This is a genomic window from Pantoea sp. SGAir0180 (assembly GCF_043546245.1).
Genome location: NZ_CP028071.1, coordinates 3,661,543 through 3,675,969, shown reverse-complemented (window position 1 = coordinate 3,675,969; position 14,427 = coordinate 3,661,543). Strand labels below are relative to the sequence as shown.

General features: G+C 54.5%; 9 protein-coding genes. All 9 read left to right on the top strand.

Annotated features, from left to right (window positions below; all coding sequences use genetic code 11):
* The first annotated feature begins 10 nt into the window (after positions 1-10).
* The 9 genes from dppD (at position 11) to C1N58_RS17175 (ending at position 14,388) form a co-directional block, all read left to right on the top strand.
* Positions 11-997, top strand: a complete 987-nt coding sequence (gene dppD, locus C1N58_RS17215; protein ID WP_006121410.1) for a dipeptide ABC transporter ATP-binding protein — start codon at positions 11-13, stop codon at positions 995-997.
* Positions 987-2,009, top strand: a complete 1,023-nt coding sequence (gene dppF / locus C1N58_RS17210) for a dipeptide ABC transporter ATP-binding subunit DppF (protein WP_033737317.1) — start codon at positions 987-989, stop codon at positions 2,007-2,009. Before dppD ends, dppF begins: the two co-directional genes overlap by 11 nt.
* Before the next feature lie 594 nt (positions 2,010-2,603).
* Positions 2,604-3,182, top strand: a complete 579-nt coding sequence (bcsO, locus tag C1N58_RS17205) for a cellulose biosynthesis protein BcsO (protein ID WP_006121412.1) — start codon at positions 2,604-2,606, stop codon at positions 3,180-3,182.
* Positions 3,173-3,976 carry a cellulose biosynthesis protein BcsQ gene (gene bcsQ / locus C1N58_RS17200; RefSeq protein WP_054634734.1) on the top strand — a complete coding sequence of 268 codons (804 nt, stop codon included), beginning with the start codon at positions 3,173-3,175 and terminating at the stop codon, positions 3,974-3,976. The genes bcsO and bcsQ overlap by 10 nt, the downstream gene beginning before the upstream one ends.
* Positions 3,977-4,029: 53 nt before the next feature.
* On the top strand, positions 4,030-6,138 hold the full coding sequence (gene bcsA, locus C1N58_RS17195) for a UDP-forming cellulose synthase catalytic subunit (RefSeq protein ID WP_006121414.1): 2,109 nt from the start codon (positions 4,030-4,032) through the stop codon (positions 6,136-6,138).
* A complete protein-coding gene (gene bcsB / locus C1N58_RS17190) occupies positions 6,135-9,107 on the top strand; it encodes a cellulose biosynthesis cyclic di-GMP-binding regulatory protein BcsB (protein WP_394564363.1) in 2,973 nt (990 codons plus the stop codon). Before bcsA ends, bcsB begins: the two co-directional genes overlap by 4 nt.
* A gap of 11 nt (positions 9,108-9,118) precedes the next feature.
* On the top strand, positions 9,119-12,925 hold the full coding sequence (locus C1N58_RS17185) for a cellulose biosynthesis protein BcsC (protein ID WP_394564362.1): 3,807 nt from the start codon (positions 9,119-9,121) through the stop codon (positions 12,923-12,925).
* Entirely contained in the window at positions 12,925-13,371 is a 447-nt protein-coding gene (bcsD, locus tag C1N58_RS17180) for a cellulose biosynthesis protein BcsD (protein WP_394550125.1), read from the top strand. The genes C1N58_RS17185 and bcsD overlap by 1 nt, the downstream gene beginning before the upstream one ends.
* Positions 13,372-13,380: 9 nt before the next feature.
* Positions 13,381-14,388 (top strand): glycosyl hydrolase family 8, encoded by a 1,008-nt coding sequence (locus C1N58_RS17175; RefSeq protein ID WP_283788326.1) that lies wholly within the window; start codon positions 13,381-13,383, stop codon positions 14,386-14,388.
* Positions 14,389-14,427: the final 39 nt, after the last annotated feature.

The following is a 14,427-nucleotide window of genomic DNA, read 5'->3' as shown; positions in this document are numbered from 1 at the left end:
AGGCACCGAGATGGCGTTATTAAATGTAGATAAGTTATCGGTGCATTTCGGCGACGATAAGGCACCGTTCCGCGCAGTAGACCGCATCAGTTATCAGGTTGAACAGGGCCAGGTGGTGGGCATTGTCGGTGAGTCGGGTTCGGGTAAATCCGTCAGTTCTCTGGCTATCATGGGGTTGATCGATTTCCCCGGTAAGGTGATGGCGGAAAAACTCGAATTCAACCAACGCGATCTAAAGCGTATCTCTGAAAAAGAGCGCCGTCAGCTGGTGGGCGCCGAAGTGGCCATGATTTTTCAGGATCCGATGACCAGCCTGAACCCCTGCTATACCGTGGGTTACCAAATCATGGAAGCCATTAAGGTCCATCAGGGCGGTAATAAAAGTACCCGCCGCCAGCGGGCGATTGATCTACTGAATCAGGTGGGGATTCCCGATCCGGCCTCGCGGCTGGATGTGTATCCGCATCAACTGTCTGGTGGGATGAGCCAGCGCGTGATGATCGCGATGGCGATCGCCTGTCGTCCAAAGCTGCTGATTGCCGATGAACCGACGACCGCGCTGGACGTGACGATTCAGGCGCAGATCATTGAACTGCTGCTGGACCTGCAAAAGCAGGAAAACATGGCGCTGATACTGATCACACACGACCTGGCACTGGTGGCAGAAGCGGCCCACCATATCATTGTGATGTATGCCGGCCAGGTAGTAGAGAGCGGCAAGGCGTCCGATATCTTTAAAGCCCCCCGTCATCCTTACACGCAGGCGTTATTGCGTGCGCTGCCAGAATTCGCGGCCGATAAAGCACGCCTGGCCTCATTGCCGGGGGTAGTGCCAGGCAAATACGATCGTCCAATGGGCTGTCTGCTGAATCCACGCTGCCCTTATGCTAACGATCGCTGCCGTAAAGAAGAACCTGAACTGCGGACGATTCCGGGACGTCAGTCCAAATGTCACTATCCGCTGGACGATGCCGGGAGACCAACCTATGAGTCCTGAGAAAACGAAGCACGACTATCTGCTGCAGGCTATTGACCTGAAAAAACACTATCCGGTGAAAAAAGGCTTATTTGGTCAGGAGCGGCTGGTCAAAGCGCTGGATGGTGTCTCTTTTAACCTGGAGCGCGGAAAAACACTGGCCGTGGTGGGGGAGTCAGGCTGCGGCAAATCCACGTTAGGCCGTTTACTGACTATGATTGAAACGCCGACGGAAGGGCAGCTTTACTGGCATGGTCAGGATTTATTAAAACACGATCCGCAGGCGCAAAAGCTGCGTCGACAGAAAATTCAGATCGTGTTTCAAAATCCCTATGGTTCGCTAAACCCGCGTAAAAAAGTCAGCCAGATTCTGGAAGAGCCGCTGATCATTAACACTTCGCTCACTAAAGCCGAGCGGCGTGAAAAAACGCTGGAAATGATGGCCAAAGTCGGTCTGAAAACCGAGCACTATGACCGTTATCCCCATATGTTTTCCGGAGGACAACGTCAGCGTATTGCGATTGCGCGTGGCCTGATGCTCGATCCGGATGTCTTAATCGCAGATGAACCGGTTTCGGCATTGGACGTGTCAGTGCGTGCGCAGGTGCTTAACCTGATGATGGATCTGCAGCAAGACATGGGGCTGTCTTATGTCTTCATCTCTCACGATCTGTCGGTGGTTGAACACATTGCAGATGACGTGATGGTGATGTACCTGGGACGCTGCGTTGAAAAGGGCAGTAAAGAGGCGATTTTTGCTCATCCCCGCCATCCTTACACCCAGGCGCTTCTGTCGGCCACGCCACGTCTGAATCCTGACGATCGTCGTGAACGTATCAAGCTGACCGGTGAACTCCCCAGCCCGCTCAATCCGCCTCCGGGTTGCGCGTTCAATGCGCGCTGCCGTCGCCGTTTTGGCACCTGTGTTCAGTTGCAGCCGAAACTGAAACAGTACGGTGAGCAGCAGATAGCCTGTTTTGCGGTTGATCAGGATGAAAACCAACTGATTGCGTCAGGTGATGTGACGCGCTAGAGATGTCCTGTCAGGCGGAATCCTTGTAGGTAAACGACAGGTGATTCCGCTTGACTGTAGAAGCCCGCAACGCTGTCGTTACCTTCCTGGCATCACTCATCGCCAAAATGCACCGCTGGTTAGTGGCATGTTCTTCCCCTGCCCGTTCGCGGCATTCATAAATCCTGGGATGTGACGTGCCGCCGGATTTGAAGAATACAGGTTTTGTTGGCCACGCATTCGCGTAGTAATACTTTACCAACCATAATTCAATATTCTCACAACCCTTAAGCACCAACGTCTGAATGCTGTAAAAACGACAGTACACGAGACAGCTTTTTTTTTGCTTTCCAATACAAGGAGTTGTGTTAGCCATGCTCCCCGGGTTAGTAGATACTTAGATGTTAATCATTGAGGCTGATATTTTACTTAAGGCTGTCTCAATAATTTTACGAAATATATGTGAGTTAGTGCTCATTTTTTGCTAAACACAACTAATTAGCATTAAGCTTTCTTATTGAATCTGTTGGTTTTGTAATCAGAATTATCTCACTGTGTTCAAATTATTATGATATATTCCTGGAAAAATCCTCCCTATGTTTTAGGTTGTGGTGTATGAAGAATTACGACGACTTACAGCGTTTTAAGGAAAAGACAAAAACGCTCGATATCGCCTTTCAGGATATGTCAGGCCAATCGCAGGAAGCGGCGGAGAAAAGTAAATGGTCTCTCATTCGTCAACTGGCGAGTGACGATCAGCAAATGCCGTTTAGTGGTGGCCAGCGTATTGATTTACCCCAGCCACAACCGATTCAGGGTGATGAGTTTAGTCTGGACATGGGTTCAGCGTTAACTCAGAGCGCGCAGGTGTCGACGCCTGCATCTGCCTCTTCCCGTTCCCTCATAAACAGCCTGTCAGCCAGCGAGCCGCTTCCTGACGTGACTGAGCCTGCTTCACACGCTTCCTCTTCCCTGTTCCCGACATCCTCAGCAACGCCTCAGGCCGGGGTCGCCGTGCAGAAGACGCATGCGCCGGTAACGGCACCTGACACTGCCCCCTCAATCCCGGCACGTCCTGAAGCAGAGAACGGTCGCTTCAGCGATCTGTTCCGTGCGCGTAACAGCGCGTCAGAGAATTTACCTAAAGAAACGTTATTAAAACCGTTACTGGAGAAGATTGCCTTATGCCGTTAGTTTGTGTGTGCTCGCCCAAAGGTGGGGTGGGAAAAACTACGTTGGCAGCCAATCTGGCCTGGAGTCTGGCCCGATCGGGTAGCAAGGTATTGGCAATTGATTTTGATGTACAGAATGCATTGCGTCTTCATTTCGGCGTTCCCCTGAATGACGGACGGGGTTTCGTTGCTCGCTCAGAAGAGCAGGCTGACTGGAGCCAGTCTATTTTGACGACCGGAGGGAACATTTTTGTTCTGCCTTACGGCAATGTTACCGAAGCCCAGCGTGAGCGGTTCGAAGAGAATCTGACTAAAGACCCGCATTTTCTCAAGCGAGGCCTTGATACGTTACTGAACTATCCCGGCCTGGTGATGGTAGCGGACTTTCCTCCCGGACCCGGACCTGCGCTTAAAGCCATCAGGGCGTTAGCCGATATGCATTTGGTCGTTATGTTGGCGGATACCGCCTCCGTGTCACTGTTACCCCATATTGAAGAAAACCGCCTGATTGGGCAGCCGCTGAACAGCCGGCACGGTCACTATTTTGTCCTCAACCAGTGCGACAATCGCCGGAATATCAATCGCGATGTGACCGCTTTTCTTCAGCAACGGCTGGGCGATACGCTCCTGGGGCAGATTCATCGTGATGAAAGTGTGGGTGAGGCCAACGCCTCGCAGCAATCCGTTTATGATTTCAGCCCTGCCTCTGCTGCTGCCTTTGATATCGAACTGATCACCAGGCGTGTCGCCAGCATTCTGAATATCACGGTGGGGAATGGCGAAGTTCAGGCGCAAATTAACACCGGTAACTACTAAATGTAATGACCTGCTCCGGCAGGTTAAAAAAAACAGCTCTTTCAGGGTGGGTCATGGGTAAACTTGGGTTTTACCTGCTGCTGCTGGTGCTTGCACCTGTTGCTGCGGTGATTATTATCACGCCGATGGATAGTCAAAAACAGTATATTTTTGGCTTGATTAGCATTGGTATGGTGTTTTTATTGGGGTTCAGTAAAAGCCGTAAAATAACGGTAGTGATGGTTATTCTTTCTGCCCTGATGTCATCCCGCTATATATGGTGGCGGACGACGGAAACACTGTATTTTAATTCTGAAATCGAAGCGATTCTTGGCATTGGCTTATATATTGCGGAACTGTATGTCTGGCTGATCCTTATACTCGGCTTCCTGCAAACCACATGGCCATTAAAGCGAACGATTGAACCCCTGCCGGAGGACACCAGCCTGTGGCCAACGGTTGATGTCTATATCCCCACGTATAATGAAAGTCTTGATGTCGTACGTGACACTGTTCTGGCCGCACAGTGCATTGACTATCCGCGTGACAAGATAAAGGTTTACCTGCTTGACGATGGAAAACGCCGGGAGTTTGCTGTATTCGCGGCCGACGTGGGTGTGGGCTACATCACGCGCGACGATAACAGCCATGCCAAAGCCGGTAATCTTAATCACGCAATGAAGATCACAAAAGGTGAACTGATTTGCGTGTTTGACTGCGACCACGTAGCGACCCGCACATTTTTACAGGCAACGGTGGGCCCGTTCCTGAAAGATCCTAAGCTGGCGCTGTTACAGACGCCGCACTATTTTTATTCGCCCGATCCTTTTGAACGCAATCTGCGCGCAGCGCGCAGTATTCCTAATGAGGGTGCGCTGTTCTATGGTCCGGTGCAGCAGGGTAATGACAACTGGAACGCGACTTTCTTCTGCGGTTCCTGTGCCGTCATTCGTCGTTCTGCGCTGGAAGAGATTGGCGGTTTCGCCGTCGAAACGGTGACCGAAGATGCCCATACGGCGTTGAAAATGCAGCGTCGTGGGTGGGGATCGGCCTTTCTGGCCATTCCTCTGGCTGCAGGTCTGGCGACTGAACGTCTGGGCCTGCACGTAATACAACGTACCCGCTGGGCCCGCGGAATGACGCAGATTTTCCGCGTCGATAACCCACTTTTGGGTCGTGGCTTAAAGTGGCAACAGCGGCTTTGCTATCTCAATGCCATGCTGCATTTCCAGTTTGGTCTGCCGCGCGTCATCTTCCTGACCGCGCCGCTGGCTTATCTGTTGTTCAATCTGAATATTATCCATTCGTCAGCATCGCTGATTTTTGCTTATGTCCTGCCTCATCTGGTGCTGTCGTTGTCGGTAAACTCGCGTATGAATGGCCGTTTCCGCTACACCTTCTGGGGGGAAATTTATGAAACCGTCATGTGTTTCCACCTGGTGATTCCGACGATTTTGACATTGCTGTCACCTAAGCATGGCAAATTTAACGTAACGGACAAAGGCGGCGTACTGGATCAGGGCTTCTTCGATTTCCATATTGTTCGCCCGCACGTCATCGTTGCGCTATTGCTCAGCATTGGCATCGTAGCGGGTATCGTGCGTGCGACGATGCATGACTATTTTGGTGTCGATCCTTACGTGATTGCCCTTAACGTAGGCTGGGCGATCTTCAGCTTAATTATTTTAATGGCCGCGATTGCGGTCGCGCGTGAAACCAAGCAGGTACGAAAAACGATTCGTATCGAGGTGCAAATTCCGGCCATTATTCATTACGCCAGCGGTATTTCCTCGCGCACTATGACCAGCGATCTCTCAATGGGAGGCGCGCATCTGGACGCACCGGATAACCGTCATGAGCATGACACGATTGAAGAGATCGATCTGTTGCTGAAATCCGGCACGATTACTATCCCGGCAAGCAAAATTTCCGGCGATGAAGAGAGCATTCGTCTCAGCTTTGGCGCAATGCCGCTGTCGCGTCGTCGCGAACTGGTGCGTGTGGTGCTGGCGCGAGCGGATGCATGGATTCAGCCTGAATATAAGCAAGATAACCCCCTTACTTCTTTGGGTACCATTATTCGTACTGTTTTCGAACTGTTCTGGCTGACCTGGTTAGATCGCCGTGAGAAACGTAAAGGCGGAGCGCAAAACGTGGCGGTGAAAGAGGACAGTGCAGTATGAGAATGTTGATACAGTCGATGCTTGCAGGGTCGCTTTCGGCTGCATTGTGGGCTCTGCCGGCGTCGGCAGAGGCGCCCGTTGCCGGTAATAACGACAGCCTTACTGCGGTAAATAACGGCCAGACCACGGACAGCAATGCGGTGTTAAACAACAGCGCGGCACCGGAAAGTGGCGCGGTGCCGAATAACAGCGCAGTAATCAACAACAGCCCTGCGACAGGTAGCAGTGCTGCCCCGATCATGAGGACTGCAGCGGATGGTAATACCACCCTCAACAACAGCGCCGCACCTGGCAGCAACGCAGTAATCAACAACAGCCCTGCGACAGGTAGTAGTGCTGCCCCGATCATGAGGACTGCAACGGATGGCGATACCACCCTCAACAACAGCGCCGCACCTGGCAGCAACGCAGTAATCAACAACAGCTCTGTGCCAGATAGCAGTGCTGCCCCGATCATGAGGACTGCACCGGATAGCAATACCACACCAAACAACAGCCCAGCGCCAGACAGCAATGCCGGGCTGAATAACAGCGCAGCCCCAGCAGCCAGCACCGGGGCAGAGAACCCTGCGGTATCAACCTCAACTCATGAGGCGGCTTCCGGATCGGCGATGCCGAATGGCGGGACAGCCGCTGCGCCGTCTGCCAGCAGCCCTGCTACCGTCACCCATGACAGCAGCGCGCTGTCGAGCGTACCGCCACCGGCGGGGCTTGATAACGCAGAACCGGCCCTGGAAGCGGCGGCGGGTGCAACCCCTTATGCACCGGGTCAGGCTACGGCGACCGCGATGGCCAGCAGCATGCTCAATCAGCCCGTCAGCAGCACGCTGAGCGTGGCGCAAATGGGGCAGCGGCAGGGGATTACGCTGACCGGTGGTCAACTGCAATCGGGTATCCTGTTTACGTTGCCAGGCGATGAGGTAGTGACCAACGCACGCCTTAACCTGTCGCTGCGCGTTTCCCAGGCGCTGGCGGCACGTAATACTTCTCTGCAGTTAATGTTAAACGGCCAACCGCTCGGTACGCTGCCGTTAGGTTCGGGCGACAGTGATGAAAGCGATTACCAGCTGGACATTCCGGCGGCCATGATCGTGTCCAACAACAACCTGAGTTTTAAAATTAACGACGCCGATAAGCTGTTGTGCGAAAAAGACAGTGCGGAACAGTATCAGGTGACTATTCTGCCCAAAACGATGTTGAGCCTTGAAGGCCAGCAGTTAAATATTGGCACCAGCCTGCGTAACTTCCCGCGGCCATTTATTGACCCGCAACGTATGACCGCAGCGGATGTCACGTTTGCCTTTACCAACAGCGTTTCACCCGACACGGTCACTGCGGCAGTGCTGGTGGCATCCTGGTTGGGCATTCAAAGTGATTACCGCGGCATCAGCTTCCCGGTCGTCCGCGGTACGCTGCCGGAAAAAAACGGCATCTTGTTTGGTCATCCCGGTGACAAGATTGGCACACTGACCTTTCCTGCCAGTTCAGGGCCCACCCTGCAAATGGTCGATAATCCAGGCAATCCGGTGTATAAGCTGCTGCTGGTGAGTGGCGCAGACGAAAATCAGTTGCGGCAGGCCGCGAATCGTCTGACAACCCAGCCCCTGACTACCGATGGCAGCATGTTACAGGTTAAGCCGCAATCCATTGCCAGTCGCAGTCCTTACGATGCGCCTCGCTGGATCAATACGCTCCATCCTGTCCGTCTGGGTCAGCTGTTGCGCAAAGATCAAAGCCTTACCGCGACCGGTATCTGGCACGATGCGATGCGGGTTAATTTCCGCGCAGCGCCCGATCTGTTTTTGTGGGATGGGGATACGGTTCCGCTCCATTTGCATTACCGCTTTCCGTCAGAGACCTGGATTGATGAGAAAAACTCACTGCTTAATGTCACCCTGAACGGAACCTTCCTGCGTAATCTGACCGTCAATAAAGAGGGGCTTCTGGAAAGCGTCTGGCACCGCCTGGGTGGCGATGCGCGTCAGGAGCATTACCAGATTAACCTCGATCCGTATCTGATTTACGGCGATAACCAGCTGGCGCTCTATTTTAATATTAAGCCCAAGGCGGATGCGCCCTGCGGCGTGTTACTCAACAACAATATTAAGAGCCGAATTGAAGAGGACTCCTGGATCGATCTGAGTCACACGCGGCACTTTAGCATGTTGCCTAATCTGTCCTACTTTGTGGGCGCTTCGTTTCCGTTTTCCCGTCTGGCGGACTTTTCACAAACCACACTACTGCTGCCCGGGCAGCCCAGCGATGCGGAAATTTCCACGCTGTTAAATCTGTCCGCTCGCGCGGGAAATGCGACGGGTGTTGTCCTGGCACAGAATCAGGTGTTGTTTGGTCTGCCAAACGGCGGCAATAACCTGGCACGGGTTCAGCAAACGGATTTACTGGCCGTGAGCACGACCGGAAACAGCGCATTCAATCAGGCAATGCTCGAAAACTCGCCTTATGACGCTAACGGCAGCGCGCTGGGTGTGAAAGAACCGACCACGCTTGAAAAACTGCGTAGCTGGCTGATGGGTGACTGGTATCGTCAACCACTGGATGCCGATCGCTATTTCTCTTCGAATGAGTCCTGGCGTGGTTTTCTGAGTTACCGCTCGACATGGAACCCGGATCGTCTGGTCGTGATGGCGGTTGCTACCAGTGACGACCAGTTGCTGAGATTACATGGTGACCTCAGCTCTGCCCGCATTAATGCGGCGGTAAGAGGCGATACTGCCATTATTACCGATGAGAATGGCATCCGAAGTTTCCGGGTTGGGCCGCAGTTTCCCAGTGGGGAAATGCCGTGGTACATGATGGTGGTATGGTATGCCAACCAGCACTCGGTATTAATGGCGCTGGCTGCACTGCTGTTTTCCGCCGTGGTGGGCAGTGCCGCGTGGGCCATGTTGAAACGACATGCCTCGCGTCGACTGCAGGCAAATGATAATCGCGATGCCGGTAAGAAGTAAGGGCCATAATAATGAATAAAAACCAAATCAGTGCCGGGATCTGTCGCGCGTTAGTGCTGGGCGGGACAATCGCCTTATCTCTGCCGCTTCAGGCAGCGGGGAGCAGCAATCCTGCGCTGCAGGCGTTATTTGATCAGGCAACCTACTGGCATCAAAAAGCGCACGATGATCTGGCGAAGGCCTCCCTGCAGAAAGTGTTAATGGTGGAGCCTGATAACACCCAGGCACTTTACCTGCTGGCGCTCTATTCTCAGCAAAGTGGCGATAATGCGGGCGCGATGCAGTATCGCGCGCGCCTCAGCCAGGTTTCGCCCAACGATCCGCATCTGGCTGAACTGGATAACGCTCGCCAGCTGCAAAGCATTCCTCAGGCACAGCTCTCCCTGGCTCGCCAGCAGGCGCGGAGTGGCAATATCGCGGCGGCCTTGCAAACCTGGCGCAATACCTTTAGCGGCAATGAGCCGCCCCCCAGCGTTGCTGCGGAATATTACCTGACCATGGCGGGTGACCGTGCCCTGCTGCCGCAGGCGATTGAAGCATTGCGCCAGTTTTCGGCTCAGCATCCGCAGGATATGGGGGCCAGACTGGCGCTGGGAAAAGCACTGACATATCAGGATTCAACCCGACGTGAAGGGATTGAGCTGCTCAGTACACTGGCCAGCGGCAATCAGGATGCCGATCGCTCTCTTCGCCAGGCACTTTTATGGCTGGGGCCCCAGGCTTCAGATGCGCCGCTTTACCAAACCTGGCAGCAGCGTCATCCCCAGGATACTGCGGTGATGGACTATTACCGTAAAAATGTCGGCGGCGCGGAGAAGGGGGCAGGGTTTAGCGCGCTGAACAGCGGTGATGTGAACAGCGCAGAAACCAGTTTTGGCAAAGTACTGCAGGCGAACCCCCAGGATGCGGATGCGCTGGCTGGCATGGGTTATGTGGCTCAACGAGAAGGCCGTTATCAGGAGGCGGCGGACTACTTGCAGCGCGCGGCACAACTGGGCGGCGATCAGAGCGCCGATCGGCAGAAGCAGGCTGCTGATGCGCGTTTTTATGCCCAGTTAGCCAACGCCCAACAGGCTTTTAAAAACGGTGACAGTGCGCAGGCACTGGCACTCAGCGCCCCCCTTACTCAGGCGGAAGGCGAAAAAGGCGTGGCAGCAGGCTTATTCCGCGCTGATGTGTTACGTCGAAGCAATCAACCTGAGCAGGCTGAGCAGGCTTATCGCACGATCTTAAAAAACGATCCGGATAACCGCAATGCTCGCGAAGGGCTGTTCTATGTGTTACGCCAGCAGAATCGCACTGCGGAGGCCAATACATTACTGGCTTCGCTGCCAGAAAGCGTCAGACAAAGTGTGGTGCCGCGTGGCAGCAGCGTCGATCCTGTTCGCCAGTTGGCGAAGCGGCAGGTAGCAGCGGGCAACATCAGTGCGGCTATCGCCACCTTGCAGCAGGGCATTCAGCGCTATCCACAGGATGGCTGGTTACGCCTTGATTTGGCGCGACTTTATCGGCAGCAAGGTGATTCAATCCAGGCGGCGAGCGTGATGCAACCAGTGATGCGCGACGGCGCCAGCACGGCTGAGCTTTATGCCGGTGCGTTAAACGCCAGCGAAAGTGGTGCCTGGCAGCAGGCAAGCGCATTGCTGGCCCGTATTCCCGCCAGTGCACAAACGCGTGATATGCGGGAACTGGCACAGCGGGTAAATTTTAATCTGCAAATGGCCACAGCCGATCAGTATCTGGCTCAAGGATCTGATGCGGCAGCGGCGAATACGTTAAAAGCCCTTGCCGTCAACCCGCCGGATAATCCGGTTGATGCGGGCAATCTGGCACAGAAACTGGCAAAAGCCGGCGATCTTGCCGGTGCCGTAGCGGTCGTGCGTGGCAATATGCAACGGGGTGTTCTGGGCAATGCCGGTGACTATGCTGCACAGGTGGCCGTGCTGAACCAGGCCGGACTTGAGAGTGAAGCACAACGTTTTCTGAGCACGCCTGCGCTGCAGGCGCGCAGTACGCCTAAGCAACTGGCCGACTTGCGTGAAGGCTATTTGATTAACGAGGTGGATCGTCTGCGTCAGCAGAAACAGTACGCCGCCGCGTACGATAAGTTAATTGGCGCGCTGCAGCGCGATCCACAAAACCGCGATTTAATGTTTGCCATGGCCCGTCTATATCAGGACGGCAAAATGAATAAAGACGCGGGCGTCGTCTATGACTACTTAATGACGCAGGATACGCCGTCGCAGGACGCGCGCGTTGGCGCGATCAATGTTGCCCTGGCGCAAAACGATGTGCAGCGTGCCAATGAACTGGCCCGTGGCCTGACGCCCGACCCGACGCCGCAGCGTCAGTTGCTGCTCGCGCAGGTGGCAGAAGCCAATGGCGACCATAGCCAGGCCATGCGTTATCTGCGAACGGCGCGGGGACAAATTATCGGTCTGCAAGGTGCGCAGCCCGGCACCACGCCAACCATCGGCGGATTGGCACTCGCCGACAACCCATTTGTGAACCGCAGCACCTCGCCTGTTGGGCGCACGCCGTCGACGTATGGCACGGTATTGCCCTGGCAGGTTGCGCCGGCCTCATCAGGCACATCGCCGGATGCCACCGTGGCCAGTACGACGAATGTTCCCTCTCAGCAGGCTCAGACGTTACATGATATTGATGCCATGATGGAAACCCTCCAGGAAAAAACGGGCACCTGGGCACAGGGCACGGTACAGGTACGCGGACGTGACGGTGAGTCGGGCCTGAGTCAGCTGACGGAAGCGAAAGCTCCACTCACTTTCTCAACTGTGCCGTTCGGCGACGCACGGTTCGACTTTACCATGACGCCAGTGTCACTGACGGCGGGCAGCGCTGCGGGCGATGCATGGCGGCGTTTCGGCACCAACGCACTGGAACAAGGCAAAGTGGTGGCGGCCAATGGCGCAAAAGTGGACGACGTGCCGACGGCCTCGACCAATTCGCAAACGGCCTCTGGGGTTGAGCTAAGCCTGGCGCTTAAGGGCGACAGCTACAAAGTGGATTTAGGCAGTACGCCGCTGGGCCAGGACCTGAATACGCTGGTCGGTGGTGTGCAGTGGTCGCCCAAAATCACGGACTTCCTGACGCTTATCCTGACCGGGGAACGGCGTGCGATTACTGACAGTCTGCTGTCCTATGTCGGGACTGAAGATAAATCCAGCGGCAAGCGTTGGGGGAACGTCACCAAAAACGGCGGTAATGCCTTACTGAGCTACGATAATGGCGACGCCGGCATGTATGTCGGAGCTGGCGCTTACAGCTATGTAGGTGAAAACGTAGCCAGTAACAACAACCTGCAAGCCAACGCGGGCGTCTATGTTCGTCCATTCCATGCTGACGATCGTGAACTTAAAGTCGGTATGAGTTTATCGTGGATGGATTTCTCGAAAAATCTCAGCTACTTCAGCTACGGACAGGGTGGCTATTTTAGCCCGCAGGATTATGCGTCCATCTCCTTCCCGATCGACTTCACGCGCACCTTCGATGACCTGAAGGTGAATATTGGCGGCGCGTTGGGTTACCAGAGTTACAGCCAGGATAAGAGTGCGTACTTCCCGAACGATCCGTCCCGTCAGGCACAGCTGGAAGCGCTGGCCGCCAACGGGCATGTCAAAAGCGCCTTCTACGAGGGCAACAGTAAAAACGGTGTAGGTTACAACCTGCATGCAGGTGCCGATTATAAAATCGATAAAGATGTCACGATTGGCGGGCAACTGGGTTATGACACCTTTGGTGATTATAACGAAAGCAGCGCGCAGCTCTACTTCCGCTACCTGTTCGGAGACAACTAATGAGTGAAGCTTTGAGTGGGCCGAGCCACCCACATCAGCCTGGCTGGTTTGATCTGGTCAGCGTTCTGGTCGAAGGCATGATTGCCAACGCGGGCCAGGAGCAGGCCACGGCTTTTTTATATAACATGGGTGAATCAATTGCGGCACGTTATGCGTTGCCCGCAGCCCGTACCGTGCAGGATCTGGAGCGTGAATGTAACCTGCAACTGGCCCGCTTCAACTGGGGGTTTGTTCAGTTACAGCCGCAGGATAGTGCCATCTTAATTAAGCACCACGCTGCACCCGCAGGCGACAGTTATCAGCCTGCCGCCGACTGGCAGACGGCATTTGCTGCCATTCTCGCGGGGCTTTTCTCCGGCTGGCTTCAGGGACAGGGCGGCAGTAAAGCCGTACCGGTGACGCTGGAGCTTAATGACGGCAATACGTTGCATTTCCGATATCAATAAGGTGCTCTGATGAGACTTAAGTCAGTGTGGTCAGGAATTCTGGTCTGTTTTATGGTGATATTTTTTAGTGCTCAGGCGATGGCCAACGGGTGGGATACCTACAAAAGCCGCTTCCTGCAGTCAGACGGGCGCATTATTGATACGGGAAATAATAATGTCAGCCATACCGAAGGGCAGGGTTACGGCATGTTGCTGGCGGTCGCCTACGATGACCGCGCGGCTTTTGACCGGCTCTGGAAATGGACGCGCACCACGTTGCGAAATCCGCAAAACGATCTGTTCTACTGGCGCTATATTCCCGGAGCACAGGATCCGGTAGCGGATAAAAACAATGCTTCTGATGGCGATGTGTTAATTGCCTGGGCGTTACAGCGTGCGGCGCAAAAGTGGAACGTCGCAGATTACCAACAGGAATCAGACCGCATTCAGCGTGCCATTGTAAAACTGGATGTGGCGAATTTCGGCGGTTACACCGTGTTGATGCCCGGTGCGCAGGGTTTCAACAAAAACAGCTATGTGGTGCTGAACCCGTCTTATTTTCTGTTTGTTGCCTGGCAGGAGTTTGGCCAGCGCAGCCATCTACAGGTATGGAATAAGCTGATTGACGGTGGAATGGCCTTGCTGGGCAAAATGCATTTCGGCAACAGCGACCTGCCGCTGGACTGGGTAGCGCTGAATGCGGATGGTTCCGTTGCGCCAGCGGTGGGCTATTCAAACCGATTCAGTTATGACGCGATTCGCGTCCCGCTCAACATCTGGTGGTACGATCCGCAAAGCCTGGCGCTGGGCCCCTTTCAGCGCCTCTGGCAAGGTTATAGTCGCACGAATACGCCAGCCTGGTTTGATGTTCTGGCCAATACGGCGGCCCCTTATAATATGGACGGCGGCTTACTGGCGGTACGGGATTTGGTGCTGAACCAAACCGGCTACCTGAGCGACAAGCTGTCGCCCGGGCAGAACTACTTTTCTGCCAGCCTCCAGTTGCTGACCTGGACAGCCTGGCAGGAGAAGCACTAAGCGCCTGATGCCCGCTCTGCGGCATGCTGTTCCGGCATG

What these genes read in the sequence shown, in the direction of transcription:
- dppD (WP_006121410.1), top strand. Translation starts at nt 11, where the DNA reads ATGGCGTTATTAAATGTAGATAAGTTATCGGTGCATTTCGGCGACGAT.
- dppF (WP_033737317.1), top strand. Translation starts at nt 987, where the DNA reads ATGAGTCCTGAGAAAACGAAGCACGACTATCTGCTGCAGGCTATTGAC.
- bcsO (WP_006121412.1), top strand. Translation starts at nt 2,604, where the DNA reads ATGAAGAATTACGACGACTTACAGCGTTTTAAGGAAAAGACAAAAACG.
- bcsQ (WP_054634734.1), top strand. Translation starts at nt 3,173, where the DNA reads ATGCCGTTAGTTTGTGTGTGCTCGCCCAAAGGTGGGGTGGGAAAAACT.
- bcsA (WP_006121414.1), top strand. Translation starts at nt 4,030, where the DNA reads ATGGGTAAACTTGGGTTTTACCTGCTGCTGCTGGTGCTTGCACCTGTT.
- bcsB (WP_394564363.1), top strand. Translation starts at nt 6,135, where the DNA reads ATGAGAATGTTGATACAGTCGATGCTTGCAGGGTCGCTTTCGGCTGCA.
- C1N58_RS17185 (WP_394564362.1), top strand. Translation starts at nt 9,119, where the DNA reads ATGAATAAAAACCAAATCAGTGCCGGGATCTGTCGCGCGTTAGTGCTG.
- bcsD (WP_394550125.1), top strand. Translation starts at nt 12,925, where the DNA reads ATGAGTGAAGCTTTGAGTGGGCCGAGCCACCCACATCAGCCTGGCTGG.
- C1N58_RS17175 (WP_283788326.1), top strand. Translation starts at nt 13,381, where the DNA reads ATGAGACTTAAGTCAGTGTGGTCAGGAATTCTGGTCTGTTTTATGGTG.